The following is a 26,295-nucleotide window of genomic DNA, read 5'->3' on the forward strand; positions in this document are numbered from 1 at the left end:
ATCGTACTGGTTAAAATTACTACCTAACCTAAAGCTTATATGTTTCTAAATTATCAATGGCAGCTTCAATTTGTTCTATTATTGTGTCAAGTTCGCTATTCTTAGCCCCTCCGAAATATTTCTTAAAATTGTTTCTTTGTAATTGGTTATTAGGGAAGTCTAATTTAGGCAGAAGAATTATTTCATTAGAAGCAAACCATGCCTGTATATGAACTGCATGCTTATTGTCCAATGTAGCAACGTGAGCTAACTTTGTTCCTGCTCTATCGGCAACCAAGTCATCAAAACTAAAACCACTTCCACCTTCACTGTCTAGCAGCTCTTTGTACAAACCTACTTTATTGCTCAACGAAACATTTGTGGTAAGTTCGATAATCATGGAATAAACATAATGTAGGCTATGGTCGAAACGGCCATTTATTTGAGTGCTTCTTAAGTTAAGGGGCAAATTATCTAGTCCAATCATATCGGCAAACTGGTTTGACCCAACTAAGATCGCAACTGCCCACAGGGCAGCTTCATTTTCTTTTTTCGGTGGCAAAGCATTTGGCGAAGCTTTAGCAGTTTTAAAAGCTTGAGCTATATAGACGCTTAAACGGGTTTCAGAATGTGGAATAGAATTTAATGCATCAATATAAACTGCTACAGCGTCTTTGTGTATAGTAGCATTTTGAAATAACCTTTTAGATACGTTAACGAATTGTCTCTTTCGTTGGCGAATGTTCTCTCCTAGTAATTGAGACTTTCTCATTTTCCCAATCAGATAACCTTGATCTACTTGCACCGAACTGAATGAATCTTTAACTAACTCCGCCAATTCTCTCCCTCCTAGAAGTTGAGCGCTTTTAGCAATAGAAAACTCCATCACTTTTCCACTAATCGGAATTAACCCTATTTTGCACTCATCTATTAATCTCTCTGCGGCCCCACCTAATATACAAAACCCATTTATGTAAAAAGGCTGGCTGAGTATTCTAGTACCCAATTGAAAAACAAAAATCCCATTATTTACACCAAGATTTATCCTCATATTGACACTCGCTAGGTCATTGGCTAATAAAAGCATGCTATTAAGCTCTTCTTCAGACAGACTGACTGCAAAATCTTGGTCGTCATTTAGCAACTGTTCTCTTAGTTCTGTAAGAGAGCTATACGCTTTTTTAACAACACTGCCAGAGACTTTTTCACTATTGATCAAGATAGGCTTTGTGGAAATTGTCAACACAATAAACACTGTTGACACAGTCAAGAAAACTACAAGCAGCTGAAATAAAAATTTCATCGAAGCTCCAAAGTATGGTGAATGCTAAACTGAGCGAGACCGCGATTGCTTAAAATCTCTAATGGCTCTATTCTAGAAACCTAAAAAATGGATTGGATAAGCAAAAGACTGCACTTCTTATGAACTCTCTAGCCGTAACAACTAAAAAATTAGAAAAAGAGCAGTTAACCTATATTGCAGATGAATGGCTCAAATTGGAAAAACTTTCGAGTAAAAGCTTTTTTACTAGCTGGAAGTGGATCGGTTGTTGGCTAAAAATGGTCAACTACGATACTAATTTGATTACTGTTTATGAGCACAACCAGGTTGTTGGTATGGCATTTTTTTCTATCCATAAAGAAAACAGAACCTTTTACTCTACGAACCAACTTTGGATAAACAGAACTGGGAAACAAAATTTTGACCAAATATGGAGTGAATACAATGACATACTATGCCCAAGAGGAAGAGAATGGTCTATCCGGACCGTTGTATTAGACTATCTGACCGCAGAATATCCATTTGTAGATGAATTCGTTTTGGGGGTTAGCCGACAAGAAATTTCTGAAACACCCTGCTCTACAAACCTCTTTCCAAGAACAATCTGGGAAACCAAGAGTTATTCAACTACACTCAAACCTGAATTTGGGTATTTAGATAACTACCTTACTACATTATCAAAGAACACAAGGCATCAGATCAGACGTTCAATAAAACTTCTAAATAAAAAAGGTGACGTAAAATTAAAACGTGCAGATTCTCTGGAAGAAGCCTTAAGAATGCTTTCGGACGCGGGACAACTTCATCGCTTGAGATGGAAAGGAAGTAAAAGTGGGTTCAATAACCCTCTATTTAGAGATTTTCACTACGAGCTGATAAAACGTAACTTTAGTAGCGGATGCATTGATATATTATCTTTAAATGTTAACGGTGTACCTGCTTGCTTTCTCTATAATTTTATACACCATGGTTATGTATATTTCTACTTATCAGGCATAAAATATGAAGATGACAACAAGCTAAAACCAGGTTTGGTAGCCCATGCTCTTGCGATATCTCTTTATGCCGGAGAAGGCAAAACTACATATGATTTTATGGGTGGAAGAGGTCAGTACAAAGCTTCATTGTGTAGTAATGAAGAGACTTTGTTAATCACTAGCTTCCAAAGAAAACGCCCCCTGCTACTTTTAAAACGCTGGATTGACGAATCTAGATCCCGTTTTAGGCTTTCGGACAGTCTTTTAAATGAGCGAGGGTAATTTACTATTACAGAGTTCCACTTGGGTGTTAGGTGCAGCTTGGTTTAACCGAATTTTAGGCTTTCTTTCCGTTTTCCTTTTGGCTAGGCTACTTACCCCAGAAGACTTTGGTGCCTTCGCTGTATTACTACTAGTTATTCAGGCTACGAGCGTTTTCACTGATATCGGCGTTGACCAGTATTACATTCAAAAATTAAAGGTATCAAAAGAAGAGCTGTGTGCTTGCTGGACTTTAAATTTTGGAATTAAAACAAGTCTTACTACTTTGCTTATATGTCTCTCGCCTTTTGTTGTAACACTGCTAAAAAGGGAAGATTTATTGTTCCCTCTTATTACTCTAAGTTTTTTACCGCTAGTCAATGCTGCTAACAATGGTTTTATTATTCATTTGAAACGCGAGTTGTCGTTTCACTACTTTGCAAAGTTTGCAGTATTCGGACAAATTGCAGGTAGCGTTATATCGATTACCATTGCTTACTTTTATACGAATCACTGGGCACTCGTGACAGGAATGTTAACCAACGCTATAGCTCAGTGTTGTGTGAGTTATGTATTTTTAAAAGAGCGTACGACTTTCACTTTCAAATATTTCAGAAAACCTCTACATTTTGGAAAATGGTTACTGTTGAGAAATGGTGTTGCTCATGTCCGCGCGAAATTCGACGTATGGTTAGCTGCTTCGTTTTTCAGTCTATCTAATGTCGGCGGTTACAACACTTTAAAAGATATTGCTATGCTACCGTCGAGAGAACTTGTAGGCCCTTTGTTCCAAGTATTTTTTTCATTTATGTCCATGGGCAACAGGCAAGAAAAAGGTTTTGATCGCATTTATGCAACATGCTTCATTATGCTACTTCTTTGTACTCCTATGTCGATAGGCATTTTTCTACTCTCAAAAGACATAACGTTATTGCTACTTGGTGAACAATGGGTAGCGTATGCGCCTATCTTAGCTACACTAGCAATATTAACACTTAGCGCTACAACAGGAGACTTTGTCAGCGATGCTTTATTGTCTCGCGGCCTAATAAGACATGTGTTCTTCTACGACTTAATTACACTTTTTGTAGCCCTTATATCTCTTTACTTCACTTATCAACTTCTTACCAGCCCTGATTCACTGGCAAAATTTAGGGCGTTATTTAGCGTATTTATGTTTTTGAGCAGCTTAGCTTGGCTTTCAGCAGTGGTTAAAATAAGTGCGAAACGTTTGATTAGAATGTGCAGCGTTATCTTCATTTGTGGAATAATTATGTCGTTCTGTGTCCTAATGGCCTGCAACATTTTTGACAGTCTAATTATAAGAATTCTATTCACCTCAATTGTTGGCGCGGGAACTTATTTTATATCAATATTCTTAGCCACTCTTTTGCCTCTTTTTTCTCCCGAAGACAGAAAGCTGTTGAACCAAGTGGCACTCTCTATAAGAAATAAGCTGTATAATAAGGCTTTACAATGAGTATTAAGCAAAAAGCCATCTTCCTTGATCGTGACGGAGTAATAAACCAAGAAGTTAACTACCTTCACAAAATCGAGGACTTCAAATTTACTGACAATTGCATTAGTGCCCTAAAACTCTTACAGAGCGCTGGATATAAGTTATTAGTTGTGACTAACCAAGCCGGTATTGGACGAGGATATTACTCTGAATCAGATTTTCAAAACTTAATGAACTGGCTTAACGCAGAACTTGCAAAACACGGTGTTACTATCACTGATATCGAATTTTGCCCGCATCATCCAACAGGTGCGAATGGCATTTACAAAAGGAACTGTGAATGCCGGAAGCCTAATCCTGGGATGTTTTTAAATCTCATTGGTAAACATTCTGTAGATGTGAGTAAAAGCTTCATGGTAGGTGACAAGTTTAGCGACTTAGAAGCCGCTGAAGCAGCTGGTATCAAACAGTGCATACTCGTAAAGTCAGGGCATGCTTTCCAGCCAGAAAACACACCTTTAAGATGGCAAATTTTTGATAATCTTTATTCTTTTGCCAAGAAACTCAATCAGGATTTTTTAGCGTGACTCGGTTACTTGTACAAAAACGTGTGTTAGTTTTAGGTGAAGATACTAGAAGCTTTCTTTCTGTAATTCGCTCTCTAGGGGCAGCCGGAATGGAAGTAGATATAGTTACGCTTATAAATACTACCCCGGCCCTCAGCTCGAAGTATGTTAACAAGGCTTATAAGCTTAATTATCAGGCATTTACTCAAATTGAATGGTCGGAGAAAGTAACTGCAATTATAGAGGATGGGGATTATGATTTAATTATTCCTTGTGATGAAAGATCGTTGTATCCACTATTAGACATTCAAGCATCTAAAATAACACGAGCGATTTTTGCTATCCCTGACCGGAGTATTCTCGGCCCCCTATTTGACAAAGAAGAAACTAGAAAATTAGCCGAAGAACTGGGAATTAGTGTCGCCTCTGGAGAACACTGTGAGTTTAATGAGACTTCTACGGAAGCCTTAATTTCTAAATATTCACTCCCTCTTGTTTTGAAACCTACCAAATCATACGAAAGTGAACAACTCAATAGAAGAAACACGGTGCTTATAGCCCGCTCAACCTCTGATATTGAACTATTTAAACAGCAAAATGATCAGTGCTTGGTCGAGCAGTATTTTGAAGGAACAGGCATGGGAGTATCTGTCTTTTCTTGGAAAGGTAAAATACGGGCAGCATTTGCTCATAAACGAGTGTCTGAGCCTGAACACGGTGGTGGAAGTTCATATAGGAAGGCATGCCTATTACCGCCAGATATGCTTGATGCCTGTCAAAAAATTTGTATTCACTTGAACTATAGCGGTGTAGCTATGTTTGAGTTTAAACATAACAATAGCTCAAATGAATGGATACTCATCGAAATTAATGCACGCTTCTGGGGCAGCCTTCCGCTCGCTATTTTCGCGGGCGTTGATTTCCCAAAAATTCTCGCTACTTATTTGTTAACTAAAGAAAAAAACCATAAGCTTACGTACAATTTAAAAGCGCACGCCAGAAGTTTAACTTCTGATCTATACGATATAAAAGCGAGCTTTGAACGCAGCAGGACAAAAAACGGAACTGCTAAAGCTTTGTCTAAAACTTTTCCACGCTTGTTCGGCTTTTTCAGGCTGCTGACTGGGAACGATACTATTGATACCTTCCAATGGGGCGATACACAACCGTTTTTCAGTGAGATTAATGATCTTATAGGGAAAAAACTAAAACGCGGACTTAAGATTTCAAAATATTCTAACAATCTAGAGCAATACGCTAATTTACTAGCTGAACCAATCAATGAGATTTTAGTTATCTGCTATGGGAATATTATGCGTTCTCCGTTTGCAGTAAACCTATTAAAGAAAAAGCTTCAGCAGCTTGGAACTCATGTAGCTGTAAACGGTGCAGGATTTCATCAACTAGAAAACCGTCCTTCTCCCGAACGATGTATATTGGAAGCTAATAAGTGGGATGTAGACCTGAACGACCATCGTTCTAGATGGTTGTCACAGTCCATGATAAAAAGTCATGGACAATTGATTATATACTTTGACTTGAAGCATGAGTATTTATTAGACAGTTATTATAATAATTACAGAGCTTTAAATTTAGCTCACTTCGTACCGCCTCCCGCTGGGCCATTAAAAGAAATCGTTGACCCCTATGACGGATCTCCCGATGCTCTTGAGCAATGCTATTTAAATATAAATAGTGCACTGGACGAACTTTTAATCACTCTAACTGCAGCAGGTTCTATAACAAAATAATATATAAATTTTGACGCAACTTAAGTTAATCTAAATCGAACAAAAAACAACCAATGGTTTGGATTTAGTTCATGGACGACTGGCAAATAAATGTTGTATTCGGTTCCTCACAAGGGCTCAAAAATGATGCTTTAATCATAAGTAAAGTAATAAAGGAACATTTTCCAAATAGTACAATAAGAGAGTTTGATGGCGCCAAACACCTTTCTATAAACTGCTGGAATCTTTCTAAAAAGCTTTTCTCTTCTTTTTTCCTAGGAAAAAAACAACTTACCATTCATTTTGAAGAAATCTATAGCGAGATAATGGTTAACTCTCACGTTAATATATTTTTTCCCAATCAAGAATGGTTACGCAGTAAAACTCAGCAAAGAATAAACGACAATGTGCATGTATTTTGTAAAACACAGTACGCATTAAAACAACTCAGTGCCAAGTGGCTACATTGCGAGTTCACGGGGTTCACTTCTAAAAACCTTCAAGATAAAACTATTGAGAAAGATTACTGCAAATATCTTCACGTTGCAGGGAAAAGCGAACAAAAAGGCACCATCCCACTATTGCAGGCTTGGCAAAAACACCCTGAGTGGCCGACTCTTACTGTGGTAAGTCGACTAAGTGAGCACCAGAAGTATAAGGCAAAAAATGTGAGGTTTATAAGCTCATATTTGCCTCAAGATGAACTGGAGTTTTTGATGAATAAATGCGGCGTTCATTTGTGCCCATCTGAAGCTGAAGGGTTCGGTCACAGCATCAACGAGGCAATGTCTACCAATGCGGTTGTAGCTGTAACTAATGCAGCTCCTATGAATGAGTTTGGTGAAGACCTGTTTCTTTTCAACGTTTCACGTAAGAGTACTCGCTATTTCAGTAGCGTCAACAAATGCTCTATCGAAGATATAGAGAATACAATTGAACTTATACAATCAACAGGCTTAGATAAGCTAAAAGATATTGGTAGAAAAAATAGAATTCAATACGAAGAGCAAAAGCTAGCATTCGATAGAAATTTTATAAAACTCTTAAAAGAATGCGTCGATACGAGTTCGGCAAACCTAGTAAAGCTAAAATAAACGCTCAGTTGTTATAGCTTGCACTTTACTCCTATTTGAAGAATAGATACGATTACTTTTTACCTTAAAACACGGAATAAAGTTATAGTGACTGATGGCGATGTATGCCCTCCTAAGTTAGCGGTAGTCATTCACACGGAAGAAGAGTTTGACTGGGGAGGCGGCTTTAACGTGGACGCTACTTCTGTGACTCATGGCGAAGAGTTATTTGGGCTAGTTCAGTCTCTTTCTTCAATGGGCGCTAAAACAACGCTCGCAATGGACTATCCATTTGTAAGTAGTGTGCAAGGCCAGCATTGCATTGCCAATATTAAGGCAAGTAAAGAGATATCGAAGAAAGTTGAGTTTGGAGCTCACCTGCATCCATGGGTCAACCCTCCGTTTAAAAAAAGTGGTGGCTTCGTTCCGGAGCATCTATCTTATCCAGGTAATTTAGATTACGAACAAGAACGCGCAAAACTAGCAGAACTAACCAATAAAATCACCGAGCAAACTGGAACTCGCCCCGTAACTTACCTCGCGGGTAGATACGGTATCGGCGATAACACGCATCAGGTTTTAAATGAATTGGACTACAAGATTGACGTAAGTATTAGCCCTTTCGCTGATTACCGTCATCAACATGGCCCTGACTTTAGAAACTTTAATAACGATATATCACTTGAAAACAACATCTTAAGCTGGCCACATTCGAGTGCTATTGTTTCGCCCTTCTCTTTTGTTCGCAACTATTTCAACTCTTCGCCAACTTCTTATTCAAGTGAAAGTTTGTTTATAAAAGTATTGAAGAAAATTTTTCGAGCCAAGCTACATAGACTCTCTCCAGAGGGCTTTTCGCTTACTGACATGAAGAACCTCACAAAATTTCAAAATACTCTCGGACAAACCTATTTTATTTTATCTTTTCACTCACCTAGCGTGAAAGCTGGGCTTACTCCCTATGTCAAAAATGATAGGGAACGTGGCGAGTTTATAGAAAAAATATTGTCTTTCGTTAATTGGTTTGAAGAATCAATGAATGGTGAATTTATTACTATCAACGAACACCTATTGGTACGTAAACTATGACCAACACTGATGTAAAAAACACCCCATTTTTTAGTGTCGTAATCCCCACTCGAAATAGGGTCGACTTGTTTAAAAAAGCCCTAAACTCTGTTTTATCTCAGACATTCACTAACTTTGAAGTAATTGTTGTAAATGATGGTTCTGATAAAGAGTCTCTTGAAGCTTACAAGCAATTTGAAAAGGAAACGCCTTCAAACGTTTATTTTAGATATCAAATAAAACGCCCAAATGGGCATGGCCAAAGTTACTCTATGAATACTGGCGCTCTTGTTGGTGCTGGTAAATACCTATGTTTCCTCGATGATGACGATGAATGGATTGACTCTGAACACCTAGCACGAGCATATGAAAGCATATCAAATAGTGATAGTACGGTAGATGCTTATTACACGAATCAAACAGCAGTATTTGTAGACGGTGTAGTAAAGCAGGGACCGATATGGCTAGAAGATTTAGCTGAAAAACTTCAATATAAGCAATCTGACGTACGGGGAACGATGGACGTGAGCGTTTCTGAACTGCTCGAAAGCCATGGCTTTGCCCATTTGAATTGCTCTATTATAAGGCGCGAGCTTTATTTGTGCATAAACGGTATGGATGAAAACATCCGTTGGGAATGCGACCGAGACCTATATCTTCGAACTTTAGACCGAGCAGATAAAATACTATACAACCCCTGCGTAGTGTCTCGACATCTCATCCCTGATACAAGTAAAAAAGAAAATATGACAACCATGGTAAATATGCTGGAAAAACGCTTGTATCAGGTAACGGTATTTCAAAAAGGAACCTTACTGTTAAAACGTTCTTCACTGCGTACCTATTGCCTGGCGTATTTAGGATTTATTTATCAACACATTACTCACGAATTACTTTCTACCAATCGTGTAAAAGAAGCTTCATCATACGCATCAAAAGCACTTGCCTGTCGATTTAGCATCAAATGGCTTGTATTTACATATTGGTTGAAAACAAAAGCACTGCTTAGCTAAGTGGATACTATGAAACTAATTATTCAAATACCTTGCTACAACGAAGAGCACACATTACCCCAAACGGTTAATGATTTACCTAATCAAATAGAGGGGATCGATGAAATCGAGTATATGATTATTGATGATGGCTCCACTGATAAAACGATTGAAGTAGCAAGATCTCTTGGTGTGCACCATATTGTCGTTAATAAGAATAACAAAGGGCTAGCAAGAACATTCAGAAAAGGCTTGGATGAATGCTTAAAACGTGGTGCCGACATAATCGTTAACACCGATGGTGATAACCAGTATGCAGGATGGAACGTTGCAAAACTAGTTGTTCCTATTCTTGAAGGGAAAGCTGATGTTGTAGTTGGGGATAGAAAAACAAACGATATTGAACACTTTTCGCCATTGAAAAAACTACTGCAACGTGTAGGCAGTTATGTCGTCAAAAAAGTATCTGGTGTAAAGGTTCCGGATGCTGTGAGTGGATTTCGCGCCTACAGCAGAGAAGCTGCGTTGCAACTGAACATTATAAGTCCGTTTAGCTATACCATTGAGGCACTGATTCAATCAGGTAAAAAGCATATGGCTGTAACTCATGTGCCAGTTGAAACTAACGCTAAAACGCGAGAGTCTCGCCTTTTCACAAGTATTCCTAAATTCATCGAGCGTCAGGTAACTACGATTTTACGAATGTACACCATGTACCAACCACTCAGGGTATTTGTGTTACTTGGTGCATTGATCACTTTAATTGGCCTTATTCCTATAGTCCGTTTCCTCATCTTCTACATAATGGGGGATGGAGATGGTCACATACAGTCTTTAATATTAGGTGGAGTGCTTACTTTACTAGGTATAATCACATTCTTAATTGCGATCATAGCCGACCTCATTAACTTTAATCGTCAACTCATTGAACAAACACTAGAAAAAGTGAGACGAATGGAGTTACAAATGCTTGATGAAAAAAAAGCACGTGACGATAACTTGAAGAATCGTTCTTGATGAAAATTCTTATTGTTACCTCCAATTACCCTCGCTGGGAAGGTGATAGCACAACCCCTTTTGTTCATAATTTCGCAAAAGAACTTGTTACGCAGGGGATTAAAGTAAGAGTTTTAGCACCGCACTATACAGGCGCCAAAACCAAAGAAGAAATGGATGGTGTTGAAATACGCCGCTTTCGATATTGGCTACCTGAATCAGGCCAAACAGTATGCTACCAAGGTGGCGCACTGGGTAACTTGCAAAAAAGCTGGCTTAATAAAATTAAGTTACCTGTTTTAGTGACCTGCGAATTTTTCTATACCCTACTTCAAACATTAGTTTGGAAACCCACTTGGATAAATTCTCACTGGCTTGTACCACAAGGTTTTGTATGTGCGCTTGTCGCGTTACTGACAAAAACAAAGCACGTTGCAACAATTCACGGTGGCGACGTACTAGCCCTAGATAGCAATATTCTTAGAAAATTTAAAGCATTCACTCTCAAGCACTCAAATATAGTGACAGTCAATAGTTCAGTAACTAGAGCCAAAGCTGAAGAACTATCACCATGTTCTTCAGACAACTTGTTGTTACTTCCCACTGGCATTTTACCTTTACCTCATCTGAACAGTGATAAAATAGAAAGCTTAAGAGCATCGTTGCTGCCTAAAGGGGCTGAACACTTAATTCTCTTTGTGGGGCGCGTAAACGAAGAGAAAGGCGTTGGAGAGTTAATTGAAGCAACGAAAAAGCTTCGTGATAATGAAAAGGCAGTACATTTAGCTATCGTAGGAAGCGGGCATGATGAAGACCGCTTCAAAGAGTTAGCTAAAAACCTTGGCGTTGAGAAAGAAGTAACATTTATTGGATGGATCGACAGTTCGGAAATTTATTACTATTACGCTGCGGCAGATGTATTTGCTGGACCTTCGAAACAATCTGACGATGGCTGGATAGAAGCACAAGGTTTAACATTTGTAGAAGCAATGCTTGCCGGGTGCAAGGTAGTTGGGACAAATAGCGGTGGTATACCTGATGCGGTAATTCATGAGAAAACTGGCTGGTTAGCTGAGCCAGGAAACTCCGAAAGCCTTAAAAATGCGCTGGCGCTAGCTCTTTCTTACAAGGGCAAATATGTGACTTCTGAAGCTTTTGAATTCGCTACTAAGCACTATCTTGTCAAGAACACTGTAAAGAAATTTAATATTAATCTAAATAACTTTTAAGTTTGATCATGCGTTCTGACAAAAATAACAATCTCAAAATATGTTTTCCTCTAGTCGAATGTGGCTCTGGAAGCGACGTTTGGACATATAACATAGCAAAGTCTTTGACTGAAAACGGTTTAAAGGTGGAAATAAGAAAATACCCACACTTTTATCAATATGTACCTTGGCTGATAAAAAGAAACTTTAAAACAGATGCAGACATAATCCACACTAATAGTTGGAACGGATTTGCATTCAAACAAAGAAATAAGCCGTTAATTGTTACTGAGCATCTTGTAGTTCATAATAAAGAGCTTGATAAATATAAAAGCTTACCACAAAAGACTTTCCACAAATTTCTTGTTAAAAATTTTGAAAAATCATCATTCAATAGTGCTGACGCTATCACGGCCGTTAGTCATTATGCAGCGAGAGAGGTTTATAGTATTTTTCAAAAGAAATGTGTGCCAATTCACAACGGTGTAAGTGCCGACGTTTTTTACAGAAAAAAAATTGATAGTGAACTAGTTCCAAATATAAGTGATAAGATAAAACTGCTATACGTCGGCAATCAAACGGAAAGAAAAGGCTTCGATTTATTAGAGAAAATTATTGAAAAGCTAGATGATAGATTCATTTTATTAACTACTGCTGGGCTCAGAACAAAAGCAAGAAAACGTGTCTCTCCTAAGATTGTATCTATTGGAAAACTTAGTCAAAAACAACTGAATGACTTTTATAATTACTGTGACATATTTTTATTTCCCTCTCGCATGGAAGGGTTTGGCTTGACGGCAGTCGAAGCAATGTTATGCGCTAAACCTGTCGTAACACATAATATTTCTTCACTGCCGGAAATAGTGCCGCAACGAGAGCTACTGTGCGACTTAAATTGTGTTAATAGTTTCGTAGAAAAAATTGAAAAGCTCAGTTTAAATTCAGAGCTTCGAGATAAGATTGGCAGACAAAACTTTAATTTCGCTTCTGAAAACTTCCTTATCGATAATATGACTCAGCGTTACATAGAGCTCTACCACAGTGTTTCAAAGCGATTCAAATAGTAGCAGAAGAATGCCGAATGAAAAAAATATCAATAGTAACAGTTGTTTATAACAATGAATCGCATTTAGAATGCTGCATTAAAAGTGTAATATCGCAAACGTACACGAATTTTGAGTACATCATTATTGATGGAAATTCCACAGACTCTACCCCAGCGATCATTGAAAGATATAAGGAGAAAGTGGACATCGTAGTATCTGAAAAAGACGACGGTATCGCTGACGCTATGAACAAAGCAATAAACCTAGCTACCGGGGAATATATAGCTTTTATCCATGCAGATGACTATATGCATGATAAATACGCACTTGAGAAAGTAGCTCCTTATATTGAGAATGGAAATGACTTGTTACTCTGTGACATTTTGTACGGCAAGAGTCTTTTACGTAAGACCTCTCGCGGTTTAGATTGGCTAACAAGATTCAAAACTGGTATATGGCATCAGGGCTGCCTATGCGCTAGAAGTGTTTTTACAAAGCATGGTAGTTTCAACAAAGACATTCCGATAGCAATGGACTACGAGTTTTTTTTGAGATTGTACTTAAAGGATGTTCGTGTGGCTTTTTGCCCACATATTCTAGCCGTGATGCGTGATACAGGCATTAGTTCTAGAAATGACTGGGAAACACTAAAAAAACGATTTAATGATGAGAAAAAAATCCACAGTATTCACGCCAATTCAGTTCCAATGAAGTTCCTTTACGGACTATACTGGTGCCTTTATTTTCCATACAGAAAAATTAGACACATTTTCCAATACCAACAACCCCCACGTTGAATGCACTAACGTAATGACAATTTTTTGGTTAGTTTGATAAAAAATTCAAATACTATAAACGGAAGAAGATGAAAACGTTCAATAAAATTGCGATCCAAAATTCTACACTACAAGGAACTGTAAAAGTTAGTGGTGCAAAAAACTCTGTCCTTAGGTTGATGGCTGCAACGTTACTGACTAATGAAGATGTTTCAATAAGCAACTACCCAGCGTCATTATTGGATGCACAAGTCCATAAAGAAATGCTTAATGAGCTAGGTAAAACTACTCATGTACTCGGTGATACGCTTATTGTGTCGGAGCAGAAAGAGTGTAAGACAACGCTAGACTGGGATGGTCGCTCTATTAGAAATACATTACTGATTTTAGGTACTCTTTTTACTCGGTTCGGTTATGGTGCGGTTCCATTGCCTGGGGGATGTAGTATTGGTGAGAAAGGATCATCCAGAGCTTATGACATACATATTACGGTACTTGAAGCCTTCGGCGCGAGTGTGTCCGAAGTTAATGGTTTTTTAATTGCAGAGAAAAAATACAAAGGACGGACAAAGGCCTGTGAGGTAAAATTACCTATGCGCTCGACAGGTGCTACAGAGAATGCGATTTTGATAAGTAGCTTGGCTGAGGGTACATCAAGAATTTGGAATCCTCATGTGCGACCCGAAATCTTAGACTTAATTTCGCTTCTAAATTCTATGGGTGCCGAAATTATAGTCCATGGACAAGAGCACATCGAAGTTAGAGGAAAACCCTATCTAAGAGGTGCTACTCATGAGGTTATCCCTGATAATGTCGAAGCGTTGACTTGGCTTGTAGGCGCATCGATTACAAATGGAGAAGTTGAGATTCTTGATTTTCCATATGAGCACCTTGAGGTTCCCTTGATTTACCTGAGAGAATCGGGGGCGAAAATTTATAAGCACAAAAATTCGATGATCGTAAAGGGCTCTCGCTGTTTTCCCCTTGAGTTGAGTACTGGCCCCTACCCCGGCATTAATTCTGATATGCAACCAATATTAGCTGTGTATGCAGCAAAGGCAAAAGGTCAATCTAAATTCGTAGACCTCCGATTTCCCGGTCGTTATGCGTACGCAAAAGAGCTAAATAAAATGGGATTAAACTCTTTTGAAAATGGCAATATGCTTGTGGTTAACGGCGGTGAATCACTGTCTGCTGCTGAGGTCAAAGCATTAGACTTGAGAGCAGGTATCGCACTAAGCCTTGGAGGTCTTATTGCTGATGGTACGACTTTGATTGACGACGCCTGGCAAATTGGAAGAGGCTATGACCGTTTCTACGAAAAAATGCGTTCACTGGGCGCAAAAATAGAAATCATAAAATGACACCTCTCCAGAATCTATTTTTAAAAAGCAGCTCTAATATCGGAGAGTCGTTTTGCAATGTTAATTTAAGCGAATATAGTTACTGGAAAGCTGGCGGAAAAGCTGAGTTAGTAATTGTTCCACAGAACATCGAGCAACTTAAATGTGCGCTGATAAAGTGTGATGAGGAGGGCCTGCCCTACCTTCTAGTGGGCTGCACTTCGAACCTTTTGTTTACGGATGACATGATAAAGGTTCCTATCATCGTGATGACTAAAGCTTTAAACGTGATTAGTTTGTTAGAGCCGAATTTAGTTTTAGTTGGTAGTAGTGTTTGGGTACCTAAACTTGCACGTAACTTGGCGGAAAAAGGCCTTAAAGGTGTTGAACATATTTGTGGGATTCCCGGGACTTTTGGCGGATTAATTTACATGAACGGAGGAAGCCTGAGAAGATCGATATCTGAAACTCTTTTGTCAGTAAAATCACTCACCCCCAGAGGCGATACAATTGAGCGAGATGTCAAAGATTGTAATTTTTCTTATCGCCAATCCCTCTTTCAAAAGAATAGTGAGATTATTGTTTCGGCGAAGATGCAGCTTAAATCGGGCGTTTCAAAACAAATTAAAAGAGATATGCTAGCAATTTTGAGGGCTCGTTCAGCTAAATTTCCAAGAAAGCTACCAAGTTGTGGCTCAGTATTCATAAGTAATCCAAAGATGTACGAAGAATTCGGACCTCCAGGCATGATGATTGAAAAGGCAGGCTTAAAAGGGTTTAGCAGAGGCGGGGCGCAAATCTCTGAGGTTCACGCTAATTTCATAGTTAACAATGGGCAAGCTTCAAGCGACGATATTCTTTACCTAATCCATTTGTCGCGCAAAGCCGTTTTCCAAAAAACAGGTTATCTAATGGATGCAGAAGCCCATTACGTTGACTCTTTTGGTGGATTAACTCCAGCCCATATAATTGCCGAACTTAAATATGGATAAGAACCGCTCATCGCCCCTTTTTAAAAATATAACCTCTATCTTTTCAACCCAAATGCTATCACTTCTTGTTGGCCTGCTCTCAACAATAATCGTCGCACGTTTTTTGGGTACAGAAGGTAGAGGTATGCTAGCGGCTGTATTTGTTTACCCACAGCTTTTCAGCGCTCTGGTCGAAGGCGGCATGCGTCAGGCAGCTATGTACTTTACTGGTAAAAAATTAGCTGAGGATGACACCATTTTAGGGTGCCTATTCGTTTACATAGTGATGGCTGGCTCTCTCGGTACTGGCTTAGTTATTATGACAATGTACTTGTTCGGACCTGAGTACCTCACACTTTCCCTGATAGTCGCGGCTGCGAGTACACTACCTTTAACTCTCTCAGTAAATGCTTTTCGTGGTGTATTCCTAGGGAAAGGCGCAATTTCAGCCTTTAACAGAGTAGTTTGGTGGCAGAAAGCTTTGAACTTACTCTTACTTATTTTGTTTGAAGTCGTCTTTGGTTTATCAGTATTTCTCGCAGTGCTGAGCACACTTGTCTCTTCATTACTGAACTTCAGTTTAACCTTGTACTTATATTTTGCTAAAAGCGAAAAGAAATCTCTCAAAGTTTCACGGCATGTCTTTAGTGAGATGTTTAAAAAAGGTATCGTGTATGCTGTAGCATTGTTTCTGATTGATGCTAATTACAAAGCTGACATTTTGCTCATGACTTACTTGTCGTCAGAACATGAATTAGGACTATATGCTCTTAGCGTACAACTCTCGGAATTGAATTGGCAACTCGTCACCGCCGTTGTTTTTGCATTAATGTCAGCAAGTTCTTCCAGTACAACTCAAGACCTTTATTCAACCGTAGCAAAATCTGCAAGACTAACATTTTGGGCTACGTTAATCTGCAGCCTATCTGTATACATTGGGGCCTTCTGGCTAACGGTGCCGATATTTGGAGAATCATTCAAGCATGTTCCTGATGTAATGCTTTGGCTCATTCCCGGTATTGCGTTTGGTGTTTACTTTAAAGTTATCAATGCATTTTACGCGGGTCAGGGAGAGCCTCAGTATGGAATATACATAATGCTCACTTCGGTATTAGTCAATATCGGGTTAAATATCCTATTAATACCATCACTAGGCGCAATTGGAGCAGCAATTTCAACTAGTTCCAGTTACATCGTTTCAGCACTAATAACCATTTATTTTTTTTAAAAAAACTGGACGCATACCTATTGGGGAATTCATTATTATCCAGTCTAATGATATAAAAAGCATAAAAATATGAAGAATATTAAACGACGCCTTATTAACTATATATTTAATGATTCGAGCTTAGAAGATTATCTTCGAAAAATGCTAGTTGTTGGACGTTATTCTTTTATTAATGACATTCGAGAAAGGTACTTTGAAAAGAAAATAAGGAATAAGTTTAGTTGCTATATAAACCCTAAAGCCAAATACGGGAAAGATATTCGTTTTCCTCACCCTGTAGGTATCGTAATTGGTGAAGGGTGCAATATAGGAAATAACGTTACGATTTTCCAAAACGTAACCTTGGGCGCTGCAAGGTTAGGTGAGGGTAAAGAAGGCAGATATCCTAATATAGAAGATGATGTAACTATTTTTGCTGGCGTCGTCGTCATTGGAGATGTAATTATCGGGAAAGGCTCGACACTTGGTGCTAATAGCGTGGTCACGAGTTCAGTACAACCTAATAGCGTAATAGTTGGAATTCCAGGCAGAAGCAAGGAGGCTAAATATGAGTAATCCAACAGTTTCCATTTGTATGGCTGTTTTTAACAGAAGCGAATTTCTCGAAAAGACTATTGAGTCACTAAAAACCCAAACCTTTTGCTCATTTGAAGTAGTCATAGTTAATGATGGCAGCACAGACAGCAAAGTAAGTAACATACTTCAGAGTATTGATGACAGACGCTTTCGCATTATAACTTCAGAGAATAGAGGCTTTACGGGTGCAATCAAGTTAGCTATTAATAATTCGCAAGGGGAGTTCATTGCAATTCAAGGAAATGGGGATGTATCACTGCCTGAACGAATTTATAAGCAGCATAAGATATTGTCGACTAATCCCAAACAAGTCGCGGTAGGCTGCTTTTACCACAATGTCCACGCGCTTTGCGAAAATGAGTTAAAAACCCCAGTTACTTTTCCAAAGTTAAGTCCAGAAGCGAAAGACTTTTTATCAGGGAACAATCCTTTCAGCCACGGCGAAGTTATGTTCAGAAAGACCGCATACAATGAAGTAGGTGGTTATCGAGAATTTTTTAAGTATTCACAAGATATCGATTTGTGGTTGCGCCTATCTCGGCTTGGGTGTTTTTATGTAATTCCTGAATTTCTTTATGAGAGGGGAATTTTTGGAAAAGAAGGGGTGTCAGCAAACAGACTGAAAGCATTAGATCAGGCATACTATGCTGAACTTGCAAAACAGTGCTTCATGCAATCCAATACGCTAAATGAAGACTTAATATCTACCAAGGGAAATGCAGCTGCATTTTACAGGCTTCCCACTGCGTCAATGGCTAACTTTCTTTCAGGTCAAGTATTGGAATTGCTCGTGAAAGGTGACAAAAAAGCCGCATATCACTTCATGTGTCTCGCTAGAAAAGAAAAAAACACATTGCGACGGTTCCTGGTAGATATCCTCACTCGATTAGTATCCTTACCCTTCCTAGGTCACTTTTTGATGCAGATTCTTTCTAAACACCCAAAACGAACTACGTGGATCCGTTCTTAGCATAAATTGTTTTACATATTAAAAGATGTAGAACAACGTCAACCTCTATCTGTGGAACTAGTTATTGCTTTTTCATATATTTTAATATATTTCTTGACAATTAGTTTTTCGTCTCTTAGGTCCGCGGAAAGACTTGCGACGATGGAAGGTGAATATTGGACCGATAATTCTTGAGAAATAGCTTCTGTAAGATCCTCCGAGTTAATTCGTGAAACTAACCGACCAAATTTGTCGTTAGGAATTAAGTCGCTCATTCCTCCAATATCAAAAGCAATACAGCGAGTCCCGCATGCTAATGACTCAACGAGAGTATTGGGTAAATTATCTTGTAATGAAGGAGCTACGAATACATCGGCCGCACTGTATGCTGCAGCAAGCGAAAAATCGTCATGTAAAACCCCTAGATAATGAGTCTTAATACCAGTCTGGGTCTCAATATCTCCTCGACTTGCGCCATATACGACCAATTCGACATCTTCTCTAACAATGGTCTTCAAGGAATCTCTTAAGATATGTACACCTTTACGGGGGTCTGAAGTGCTATTAAACGCTCCAAAAAGTATCAATTTTTTATCTAACGGTAAATTCAATAGAGTTCGTGCAGCGCATTTATCAAAAGGCTTGAAAACACCGTGATCAATACAGTTACTGATCGTTTCTATTTTTTGTTTTGATAGTAATTTGCTTTTTGATATACATTGAGAAAGCCATTTACTTGGAGTGACTATGTTGACTTTGAGGTTTTTCCAATGTTTGACCTTTCTAGAATAAGTCCAGCGATCTATATCAAAACCAACGTGGTCTTCAGAGCGGTTTGAAGGTGAATACCCGTTTTCAAATCTTAAAAAGTGCCCTTCATCAGCATAATGTTCACTTCCACAAAATGACCACATATCGTGCATAGTCCACACTATTGGCGACTTTATTTTTTTCACATCTTGGATTGCAAGCATCTCTCCGCAAATCCAATGTAAGTTTACTATGTCGGGTTTGAAACTGTTGATCACCCTGTGTAGGCCACAAGAGAACAAATTTATTGAGTGCAATGTGGTATTTTTTGTCTTTTGCTTGCGCACTATAACTCGTTGAAACGCGTTGGCTATAGTAATAAAGATATATCTCGCTTTTGAGACGGATAGAACAAATGGATCGTCGGAAGCCTTATTTACTACAAGAATAAAGCTTTCCATCCCAGCTTTTCGTTGCGCTCGGTGTAATCTAAATGCCGCCCGAGCAGCCCCTCCAGCTAAGTCGCTGGTACAAACATGCAATATTTTCATATTATCAAATCAATTTAGAATCAGGAAACCAAAGGCTCTCTTTGTAAGGGATATTAATCAACTCGACTGAAAGGTTAGGATTAAAAATGCAGGACCAAGCAGAAAGAAAAGATGCGCCCTTTATTAAATAATCAGTTCTTGACAATAACAGGCTATTGACCAAAGCTTCAAACAGTTTTTGCTCCTTATCCCCATAATTATTGTTGAGGTGTATAGGTAAACCGCCTTGACTTTTGATTAGGTCCTCATGAAAGCAGACATGAATTTCATTAGATTCATAACTCTCTTTGATTAATGATATAAATCTTGCTTCATCTGATGCCACAAATATTGTATCAACTTTGTTTTTTTCCAAGTAAGCATCAACTTTTTGACAAATCATTTCTTCAGTGAGTGGTGGAGCTTCAGCTTTTTTATCAGTACCTCTTAAATGAAGACCTAAAACAGACTTCCCAAAATTTTTAGATACAAACTCGTCTGTATACTTTTTTATTTTTTCTTGCAATGAAAATAAATCAAAAAAAAGTAAGTGGGCTTTTGCAATGCTTATTTCTTGGTATAGCCTTGGGGAAATAGGAAATTCAGAAATATGTTTAATTTTTAAAAACCGGGAATCACAGCAACCCTCGTGTTTGAAAACGCACCCGAGAAAGCATGAACTGTCATCAAAGTAATTGGCATTAGTGAGTTTAAAAGTAGGTCTGAGCCCTTTTTTTTCACAGTAGTAAGCAATATACAAACACCAATTTAGTTGTGCAAACAAACCGTGTGAGGAATCTATATGGACAGGTAATCTACTGCTTCTTAAAACATATCTCCTCAAAAAAATATGTGCAAAAATTATAATTTTTTTCATTATCGCCCACCTATGACCGCCACTTGCGGCATTCACAACTCTCCATAAAACTCCCTTTTCTTAGTAAAGTGTGTAATATTAAGACGAGTTTTACATTTAATTCCAAAGAACGCCAAGTTATAACATAGCTACAAAAATAATAAACGCTTTATGAAAAACCTTAAAGTACACCTTAACATTTTTCTACCAGTCGCTTCGAAAGGGCTGTTAAACGACGCAGAGATACTTTCCTCTGCATGGTGTTCATGCCTCCCTAATACCAATATCCATATAATATCCAAAAACAAAGGTATTGCCTTCGTTTTCTTTCAACTTATTGGAATCGTCTTTCGAAAGTTTACCTTTAGAAAACAAGTCGCATTTCATCTCGAAGAGGTGCAAAGTGGCTTTAAACGATTTAACGATTTGAACATTTTTATTCCAAATCAAGAATGGCTACGAAGTTTAAGTGCTACGGAAATGGCTAAAAGCGATGTAATAACTTTTGTAAAAAGTAAGTACGCGCTTACAAAAGTACAAAGTACAGCTTCTGAACTCTATTATTTAGGCTTTTCCTCTAAAGATATAAACCTTCCCAATGTAAAGCCAGACTACAGCAAGTTTTTGCATGTAGGAGGCAAAAGCCCTCAAAAAGGTACTTTGGCAGTGCTAGAATGTTGGTCTAAGCACCCAGAGTGGCCACAAATAACCGTAATATCTTCTTTACCTGAAGCCGCAGAGTTTTCTGAGCATGACAATATAAGGCTAATAACTAATTTTATAACAGATAAAGAGCTAGAACATATAGCTAACACTCACGGTGTTCATTTGTGTCCATCTGAAGCTGAAGGTTTTGGGCATACAATTGTAGAAGGGCTGTCTACAAGTGCGATTGTTTTAACAACTAACAACGGTGTTATGGCCGAACTGGTAACAGATGAAGGCTGCCTTATTGAGGCTAACGCTAAGGAGCAACGATATTTCAGCGATCTTTACGAAATTTGTGTAACAGATTTAGAAAAAAAGATAGAAGAAATATTGCAAACAGATATTGAGCAACTGAAAACCAGGGGCGAACAGTCGCGCGAAAGATATGTCGAAATAAACTCGAAGTTTCGTGAGACTATTTCAAACCTTGTTTCGAACGTGGTTTTACAGAAAGTAATTAAGAATTAATAGCATCAGTGCTGTAATTTGCTTTGCGGGTGTCCTTAGCGTTGTTAATTAAGGTTTTGGCCTTGTGCCAGTGCTTCCCCTAAGTTGAGCCGACCTTGCACTTCTTTTCGTTTACTTAGCCACGGAGGTGTTAAACTTAATAAAAAAAGAATAACTTGCAGTAGCTAGCTATCTGATAAATTGAACGTGGAGATTACCGGACGGCCACGAAAGTACTCCACTTTAACGCATTTTTGAAGTTCAAGAACTATTAACCCTCAGCGCCCTACACGATAAATAAATCAAAAACTACTACATTTAGTGGCCTCGACGTCTGCGCTTATGTGGTTAAAACTGTGGGTCTATTTAAGTGTGGATAGCAAAGTTACTGAGATACTCGCTTTACTCAAATCTACTTTTAAAGACTTGCCAAGACAGTTGAAAATTTAACCACTTAGGTTAATATTAAAACAAAGGAAGTGAGAAGTTCTGAAGGATTAGAAAGCTTACCATCGTATTTGATAAGCGTGCGTGTCGCAAACGCCCCCCCCTCAGTCTCCTTTTAAAACGTCGTGTACTAACAATAAAGACATATTTGTCAGGCTCAACTTAGCAGATGCAGAAGGTTTTTCGATGATATTAGCCAACACTCCAATTGGTAGAAACGTTGTTGACAAAGCGATTACAGGCTGGCTTAACGACCTTAAAATGCTAAATTTCTCAAAGAATGTGAGGCAATTTAACTTTGTATACTTTTCTTATCGACCCGACTACCCCTTTCTATATTTGTCAATAAAAACCCTGGTACGTTATTGCAAAGAAATAAGAAAAATATACGTATTTGTAGACCAAAAAGCGCCTTTTTCAGAAACTGAAGAAAAATCTTTGAAAGCATTGGATGAAAGACTGACATTCAAAAAAATATATAACTTTTCATGGGCATCTTCTGAGTCGACAATGGCAGAATTTGGCGCTTTTCTGGACATTTGTGAAGAATGCCCTGAAGGAGACTTCATCGCCAAAGTAGACTCCGACATACTATTTTTTGAAAGCTCTAAATTGAGCCGAATTGCCCGTTCGAATTTACTTTCTTGCGGCGATGGGCACTGGGACAATTATGAATTTTACCAAGGGGGGTTATATATTATTGACACTCAACTACTGCTGCGAGTTTTAGCTAAAATTACGCTCGAACACATAAATCATCTCGTCGCTAATGAGCTCAATAATAACCAAGGAGAAGATCGAGTGATAAGTCATTTACTAGGCAGCAAAAATGAACTTTATTATACACACTTGATGTTGTTTCCTAGCGAGTACACAAGGCTTTCCAAGCTCAACCGTTTCGTCCGTTGGGACTACTGTGCGATGCATTTCATTAGAGACAAGAATTCAATGCCCCTGATTTACCAGAAGTTTTGCAGACAGTAAGCATACACTCTAATATATATCTAAAGATAAGATGACAACGGTACTAATTAGCAATACTTCCATAAGTGCTTACAAAGAATCTGTTAAAGGCTCTCAATAACGCCCCTATCTGAATAACTTTTGCTATATCTGCAATTACCAATTTAAAGTGAGCCTTTTTGTTTGTATGCTAATGCACTGAATAAAATAAACGGACTTTCAAAATAATGAGTGTCACTTTGTTTCTTGTGCGTGCTTTAGAAACTATCTTTAGTTTTTTGTTGTTTTTGATTACAACTAGCTGTTTTATTTTGTGGCCGGCGCAAAGCTTGGGAATGGCATTTGCAGACCTAAATACTACCTTTCCGTTTATTGTCTTTTTTTCTGCCCTGTTAGCGGTGTTAGTCAAGCTGAATACTTTCAGCGCAGTCATTGCTCCAACGGTAAACGCTTCTACTGATAAAATTAATTTACGCTCAAAGAGCCAATTAATTTTCAGTGCCATTACTTTTGTAATCGCGCTACTTATTACGGCTTTCGGCATTGATAATGAATTTAGCTATACATGGTTTATTGCTGCAACTGGTAGTGCAACACTATTGTTGTCTGAGGTAACCACAAGCAATCACGAAGCTATCATTTCTTCAGAAGAAGCACCGAAAAGTCACATAGTATGGTTAAGTTTGTGTTCTATATTGTTAGTCTTTCTATATCTACTGAGCAATGTAAATAATGCCGACGATACACATTTCATTTCTTATATAGTAGGGCTTTTACAACATCCCGAAGCCCCCCTTTTTTCTATTGATACCATTTACAATGAAAACTTACCGAACCACATTTTTGCACTAAACCTCGGCCAAAGTTGGGAGTTTATTATTGCTTCATTATCGTATTTTAGCGGCATTAACCACCTCACTTGGTACTATACAATTGCGCCCTGTATTATGGTTATTTTTGTACCTTGGATAACTTATACTTTTGTCAGACATTTTGTTCCGCAACAAGCATTAATGGGTACCCTTTTCTCCCTAACTTTTTTGCTTCTTTGGTCTACCCATAATCACATGCACGGCTTTTTCTTTATACCTCGATTTTTTCAAGGTAAAGCGCTACTTCTTATGCTCTACGCGCCATTGACTTGTCTAATGATTTTATTATGGTGTAAAACCAACTCGCGTCGTTACTTGATAGCAACAGGTTTAGCGATGGTTGCTTGCGGCGGCGTTTCGAGCACTGGCTTCTATATTGCAGGGCTGGTAGCCGGCATCTCTCTCCTGGCATTTTCCCAATGGAGTATAAAAGTTTTATTGAAGAACCTTGTACTCTTAGCTTTAGTTAGTTTACCTAATTTAGTGATGTTAGTGGTCGTTAAAACGGCAATCGCCAAGGTAGATTCATACTCTCCTGTTGCCACATTAGCCAACATTGATGAAAATTTAGCGTTAACTTCTACGTTATCTACAGTGTTACCAATGCAACCTGCTGAACGTCCAATATCGTCAATGTATTGGTTATTTGGCGACAATTATTCCCTTTTTATCATATTGAGTATCGTTTTTGTTGCGCTTATAGCGACTTACGTTTCGCAAACTAAGGAGCGACTGCTTTCACTTCGCTGGCTCGGCCTAATATTAATACTTTGCTTTAGTCACCCATTGGCAAGCTTCCTCGGCAATACCATAGGTCCAGGCAACCTTATCTGGCGCTATCACTGGGCAGTTCCGCTATCACTGGTTATTGCGTTAAGCAGTGCATTAATAATTCAACATTCAATCGCGATATTGCAGCTTTTCGTTCCGAATAGCCCTTTGTTAGCTAGGCACGCGAAAACATTGTCATATCCGATTTTGTTTTCAATCTTTGCGGTCTTCACAGTACTTAATGGGGGCTATGCTTTACAAAGATATTCATCATCCTTCATTTTTCACAAGGTTCCTTTCGAAGCCATGCATGCTGCGAAAGAAACGGTTCGCGTTACATCAGAATCCGATACTATTGTTGCGCAAGATATTGTCGCACAAATGCTCCCCATGCTACCTAGAGACGCGAGACTCATTGCTTCACGACCTCTATATTGGGGCCAACCATATTTTACAACTGAAGACAGAGAGTTAAGGAAACGCCTTCAAGACCTAACAGACAGCCTTGATACGTTAACTGTGGAGCAGTTGGAATTGTACAAATCATCTATTAATTTAGCCGGTATAACAGTAATCGTGGCCAAGACTTTACCCCAAGAAATTATAGACTCTCTTTCGTTGAAACCTTTAGCACAACTAGATGCTTGGGGTATCTATAGAGTTATAGGATAAACAAAGCTAATGTCGTATTCCCAAGCTTTACGCTCGATAATAACTACTCCCTCTTTACTTTCTAGCAAGAAGCACCTTTTTTTACTTAGCCATATGAGAGCTAATACGAGTTTAATGGGACATTTGCTCGGTAGTCATAAGCAAATTAATGGCTATTACGAAATGCACATAGGCTATTACAGTTTAAAAAGCTTAATGCGTCAAAAGATACTTTATTCCCAAGAACATAGCATAAAGAAAAACAGTATATATATGTTTGATAAAGTACTTCACAACGAACACTACATCAGCGAGCGTATACAAAAGCACCCTAAAAGCCACTTTCTGATAAGTATTAGAGCGCCAGAATTTACCATCCCAAGTGTTGTATCCTTGTACCAAAAAATAAATCCCGGCCATGAATTTACAAACCCTGAATTCGCTGCTGCTTATTACTGTGAAAGGCTTAACCTTCTTGCTGATATCGCATCAGTAAAAAAATTCAACTACTTATATTTTGATGCGGACGCAATCAAATCGAAACCAGCTTTAACACTACAAAAAATTTCTCAATTTCTTGAGCTTGAAACCCCGCTATCTACGAAGTATGAGAAAATGCATAACACCGGTAAAGAAAAAGCTGGTGATTCATCAAGCTCACTTTTAGCAGGGGAAATAATTCAGTCTGAGCTAATACCTGCTCAGGTTCCTTACTCAGAGAGTCAATATTTTAGACGCTGCCAAAGTGCTTACAACAGAGTAAGAATATTATTAGATTCCAAAGCTCAACAAAGCGTACTCTTGTAACATAAACTGTAGT

Annotated in this window: 23 protein-coding genes; 20 read left to right on the plus strand and 3 right to left on the minus strand. The window is 38.5% G+C overall.

Annotation, left to right across the window (positions count from 1 at the left end):
• Nucleotides 1-28: 28 nt before the first annotated feature.
• Entirely contained in the window at nucleotides 29-1,282 is a 1,254-nt protein-coding gene (locus tag ACX5J7_RS17485; protein WP_483380716.1) for a hypothetical protein, read from the minus strand.
• Nucleotides 1,283-1,401: 119 nt separating this feature from the next.
• On the opposite strand from ACX5J7_RS17485, the gene ACX5J7_RS17490 reads away from it, so the two are divergent.
• The 16 genes from ACX5J7_RS17490 to ACX5J7_RS17565 all read left to right on the plus strand — a co-directional run bounded on the left by ACX5J7_RS17490 (nucleotide 1,402) and on the right by ACX5J7_RS17565 (nucleotide 18,501).
• A complete protein-coding gene (locus ACX5J7_RS17490; protein WP_498707685.1) occupies nucleotides 1,402-2,520 on the plus strand; it encodes a GNAT family N-acetyltransferase in 1,119 nt (372 codons plus the stop codon).
• Nucleotides 2,507-3,979 (plus strand): oligosaccharide flippase family protein, encoded by a 1,473-nt coding sequence (locus tag ACX5J7_RS17495; protein WP_498707686.1) that lies wholly within the window; start codon nucleotides 2,507-2,509, stop codon nucleotides 3,977-3,979. The genes ACX5J7_RS17490 and ACX5J7_RS17495 overlap by 14 nt, the downstream gene beginning before the upstream one ends.
• Nucleotides 3,976-4,545 (plus strand): D-glycero-beta-D-manno-heptose 1,7-bisphosphate 7-phosphatase, encoded by a 570-nt coding sequence (gene gmhB / locus ACX5J7_RS17500; protein ID WP_498707687.1) that lies wholly within the window; start codon nucleotides 3,976-3,978, stop codon nucleotides 4,543-4,545. The genes ACX5J7_RS17495 and gmhB overlap by 4 nt, the downstream gene beginning before the upstream one ends.
• Nucleotides 4,542-6,275, plus strand: coding sequence for an arsenate reductase/protein-tyrosine-phosphatase family protein (locus ACX5J7_RS17505; protein WP_498707688.1), 1,734 nt, complete (start codon nucleotides 4,542-4,544; stop codon nucleotides 6,273-6,275). The genes gmhB and ACX5J7_RS17505 overlap by 4 nt, the downstream gene beginning before the upstream one ends.
• Before the next feature lie 71 nt (nucleotides 6,276-6,346).
• On the plus strand, nucleotides 6,347-7,348 hold the full coding sequence (locus ACX5J7_RS17510; protein ID WP_483380691.1) for a glycosyltransferase: 1,002 nt from the start codon (nucleotides 6,347-6,349) through the stop codon (nucleotides 7,346-7,348).
• An 87-nt stretch (nucleotides 7,349-7,435) separates the two neighbouring features.
• On the plus strand, nucleotides 7,436-8,416 hold the full coding sequence (locus tag ACX5J7_RS17515; RefSeq protein WP_498707689.1) for a polysaccharide deacetylase family protein: 981 nt from the start codon (nucleotides 7,436-7,438) through the stop codon (nucleotides 8,414-8,416).
• Nucleotides 8,413-9,408 (plus strand): glycosyltransferase family 2 protein, encoded by a 996-nt coding sequence (locus ACX5J7_RS17520; protein ID WP_498707690.1) that lies wholly within the window; start codon nucleotides 8,413-8,415, stop codon nucleotides 9,406-9,408. The genes ACX5J7_RS17515 and ACX5J7_RS17520 overlap by 4 nt, the downstream gene beginning before the upstream one ends.
• Before the next feature lie 9 nt (nucleotides 9,409-9,417).
• Complete coding sequence (locus ACX5J7_RS17525; RefSeq protein ID WP_498707691.1) at nucleotides 9,418-10,404, plus strand: glycosyltransferase family 2 protein; 987 nt, start codon at nucleotides 9,418-9,420, stop codon at nucleotides 10,402-10,404.
• A complete protein-coding gene (locus ACX5J7_RS17530) occupies nucleotides 10,404-11,612 on the plus strand; it encodes a glycosyltransferase (RefSeq protein WP_498707692.1) in 1,209 nt (402 codons plus the stop codon). The genes ACX5J7_RS17525 and ACX5J7_RS17530 overlap by 1 nt, the downstream gene beginning before the upstream one ends.
• A gap of 8 nt (nucleotides 11,613-11,620) precedes the next feature.
• Nucleotides 11,621-12,655, plus strand: a complete 1,035-nt coding sequence (locus ACX5J7_RS17535; RefSeq protein WP_498707693.1) for a glycosyltransferase family 4 protein — start codon at nucleotides 11,621-11,623, stop codon at nucleotides 12,653-12,655.
• Between the two features lie 17 nt (nucleotides 12,656-12,672).
• Nucleotides 12,673-13,434: a glycosyltransferase family 2 protein gene (locus tag ACX5J7_RS17540; protein WP_498707694.1), complete on the plus strand. Its 762-nt coding sequence runs from the start codon at nucleotides 12,673-12,675 to the stop codon at nucleotides 13,432-13,434.
• A gap of 68 nt (nucleotides 13,435-13,502) precedes the next feature.
• Nucleotides 13,503-14,777: a UDP-N-acetylglucosamine 1-carboxyvinyltransferase gene (locus ACX5J7_RS17545; protein ID WP_498707696.1), complete on the plus strand. Its 1,275-nt coding sequence runs from the start codon at nucleotides 13,503-13,505 to the stop codon at nucleotides 14,775-14,777.
• Nucleotides 14,774-15,748 (plus strand): UDP-N-acetylmuramate dehydrogenase, encoded by a 975-nt coding sequence (gene murB, locus ACX5J7_RS17550; RefSeq protein WP_498707697.1) that lies wholly within the window; start codon nucleotides 14,774-14,776, stop codon nucleotides 15,746-15,748. Before ACX5J7_RS17545 ends, murB begins: the two co-directional genes overlap by 4 nt.
• Nucleotides 15,741-16,955 carry an oligosaccharide flippase family protein gene (locus ACX5J7_RS17555; protein ID WP_498707698.1) on the plus strand — a complete coding sequence of 405 codons (1,215 nt, stop codon included), beginning with the start codon at nucleotides 15,741-15,743 and terminating at the stop codon, nucleotides 16,953-16,955. The genes murB and ACX5J7_RS17555 overlap by 8 nt, the downstream gene beginning before the upstream one ends.
• A 69-nt stretch (nucleotides 16,956-17,024) precedes the next feature.
• Nucleotides 17,025-17,510: a serine O-acetyltransferase gene (locus ACX5J7_RS17560; RefSeq protein ID WP_498707699.1), complete on the plus strand. Its 486-nt coding sequence runs from the start codon at nucleotides 17,025-17,027 to the stop codon at nucleotides 17,508-17,510.
• Nucleotides 17,503-18,501, plus strand: coding sequence for a glycosyltransferase family 2 protein (locus tag ACX5J7_RS17565; RefSeq protein ID WP_498707701.1), 999 nt, complete (start codon nucleotides 17,503-17,505; stop codon nucleotides 18,499-18,501). The genes ACX5J7_RS17560 and ACX5J7_RS17565 overlap by 8 nt, the downstream gene beginning before the upstream one ends.
• A gap of 38 nt (nucleotides 18,502-18,539) precedes the next feature.
• Here ACX5J7_RS17565 and ACX5J7_RS17570 read toward each other — a convergent pair whose 3' ends face one another.
• The gene (locus ACX5J7_RS17570; RefSeq protein ID WP_498707702.1) at nucleotides 18,540-19,781 is read right to left on the minus strand and encodes a glycosyltransferase; all 1,242 of its coding nucleotides are present in this window, start codon (nucleotides 19,779-19,781) and stop codon (nucleotides 18,540-18,542) included.
• Between the two features lie 4 nt (nucleotides 19,782-19,785).
• Entirely contained in the window at nucleotides 19,786-20,673 is an 888-nt protein-coding gene (locus ACX5J7_RS17575; protein WP_498707704.1) for an O-fucosyltransferase family protein, read from the minus strand.
• 114 nt (nucleotides 20,674-20,787) lie between these two features.
• Between ACX5J7_RS17575 and ACX5J7_RS17580 the strand changes: the two genes are divergently transcribed.
• The 4 genes from ACX5J7_RS17580 (at nucleotide 20,788) to ACX5J7_RS17595 (ending at nucleotide 26,282) form a co-directional block, all read left to right on the plus strand.
• Nucleotides 20,788-21,792 carry a glycosyltransferase gene (locus ACX5J7_RS17580; protein WP_498707705.1) on the plus strand — a complete coding sequence of 335 codons (1,005 nt, stop codon included), beginning with the start codon at nucleotides 20,788-20,790 and terminating at the stop codon, nucleotides 21,790-21,792.
• Between the two features lie 612 nt (nucleotides 21,793-22,404).
• Nucleotides 22,405-23,202 carry a hypothetical protein gene (locus tag ACX5J7_RS17585; RefSeq protein WP_498707706.1) on the plus strand — a complete coding sequence of 266 codons (798 nt, stop codon included), beginning with the start codon at nucleotides 22,405-22,407 and terminating at the stop codon, nucleotides 23,200-23,202.
• Nucleotides 23,203-23,408: 206 nt separating this feature from the next.
• Entirely contained in the window at nucleotides 23,409-25,496 is a 2,088-nt protein-coding gene (locus tag ACX5J7_RS17590) for a DUF6077 domain-containing protein (protein ID WP_498707708.1), read from the plus strand.
• A gap of 9 nt (nucleotides 25,497-25,505) precedes the next feature.
• A complete protein-coding gene (locus tag ACX5J7_RS17595; RefSeq protein ID WP_498707709.1) occupies nucleotides 25,506-26,282 on the plus strand; it encodes a sulfotransferase family protein in 777 nt (258 codons plus the stop codon).
• Nucleotides 26,283-26,295 lie beyond the last annotated feature (13 nt).

It is taken from the genome of Alteromonas infernus (assembly GCF_902705815.1).

Bases quoted from the DNA above. Each gene is read 5' to 3' on its own strand.
- ACX5J7_RS17555 (WP_498707698.1), top strand. From the start codon at position 15,741: ATGGATAAGAACCGCTCATCGCCCCTTTTTAAAAATATAACCTCTATC.
- ACX5J7_RS17535 (WP_498707693.1), top strand. From the start codon at position 11,621: ATGCGTTCTGACAAAAATAACAATCTCAAAATATGTTTTCCTCTAGTC.
- ACX5J7_RS17570 (WP_498707702.1), bottom strand. From the start codon at position 19,781: ATGAAAATATTGCATGTTTGTACCAGCGACTTAGCTGGAGGGGCTGCT.
- ACX5J7_RS17580 (WP_498707705.1), top strand. From the start codon at position 20,788: ATGAAAAACCTTAAAGTACACCTTAACATTTTTCTACCAGTCGCTTCG.
- ACX5J7_RS17490 (WP_498707685.1), top strand. From the start codon at position 1,402: ATGAACTCTCTAGCCGTAACAACTAAAAAATTAGAAAAAGAGCAGTTA.
- ACX5J7_RS17520 (WP_498707690.1), top strand. From the start codon at position 8,413: ATGACCAACACTGATGTAAAAAACACCCCATTTTTTAGTGTCGTAATC.
- ACX5J7_RS17590 (WP_498707708.1), top strand. From the start codon at position 23,409: ATGAGTGTCACTTTGTTTCTTGTGCGTGCTTTAGAAACTATCTTTAGT.
- ACX5J7_RS17565 (WP_498707701.1), top strand. From the start codon at position 17,503: ATGAGTAATCCAACAGTTTCCATTTGTATGGCTGTTTTTAACAGAAGC.
- ACX5J7_RS17525 (WP_498707691.1), top strand. From the start codon at position 9,418: ATGAAACTAATTATTCAAATACCTTGCTACAACGAAGAGCACACATTA.
- ACX5J7_RS17540 (WP_498707694.1), top strand. From the start codon at position 12,673: ATGAAAAAAATATCAATAGTAACAGTTGTTTATAACAATGAATCGCAT.
- ACX5J7_RS17545 (WP_498707696.1), top strand. From the start codon at position 13,503: ATGAAAACGTTCAATAAAATTGCGATCCAAAATTCTACACTACAAGGA.
- ACX5J7_RS17595 (WP_498707709.1), top strand. From the start codon at position 25,506: ATGTCGTATTCCCAAGCTTTACGCTCGATAATAACTACTCCCTCTTTA.
- gmhB (WP_498707687.1), top strand. From the start codon at position 3,976: ATGAGTATTAAGCAAAAAGCCATCTTCCTTGATCGTGACGGAGTAATA.
- ACX5J7_RS17585 (WP_498707706.1), top strand. From the start codon at position 22,405: ATGATATTAGCCAACACTCCAATTGGTAGAAACGTTGTTGACAAAGCG.
- ACX5J7_RS17485 (WP_483380716.1), bottom strand. From the start codon at position 1,282: ATGAAATTTTTATTTCAGCTGCTTGTAGTTTTCTTGACTGTGTCAACA.
- ACX5J7_RS17510 (WP_483380691.1), top strand. From the start codon at position 6,347: ATGGACGACTGGCAAATAAATGTTGTATTCGGTTCCTCACAAGGGCTC.
- murB (WP_498707697.1), top strand. From the start codon at position 14,774: ATGACACCTCTCCAGAATCTATTTTTAAAAAGCAGCTCTAATATCGGA.
- ACX5J7_RS17530 (WP_498707692.1), top strand. From the start codon at position 10,404: ATGAAAATTCTTATTGTTACCTCCAATTACCCTCGCTGGGAAGGTGAT.
- ACX5J7_RS17560 (WP_498707699.1), top strand. From the start codon at position 17,025: ATGAAGAATATTAAACGACGCCTTATTAACTATATATTTAATGATTCG.
- ACX5J7_RS17495 (WP_498707686.1), top strand. From the start codon at position 2,507: ATGAGCGAGGGTAATTTACTATTACAGAGTTCCACTTGGGTGTTAGGT.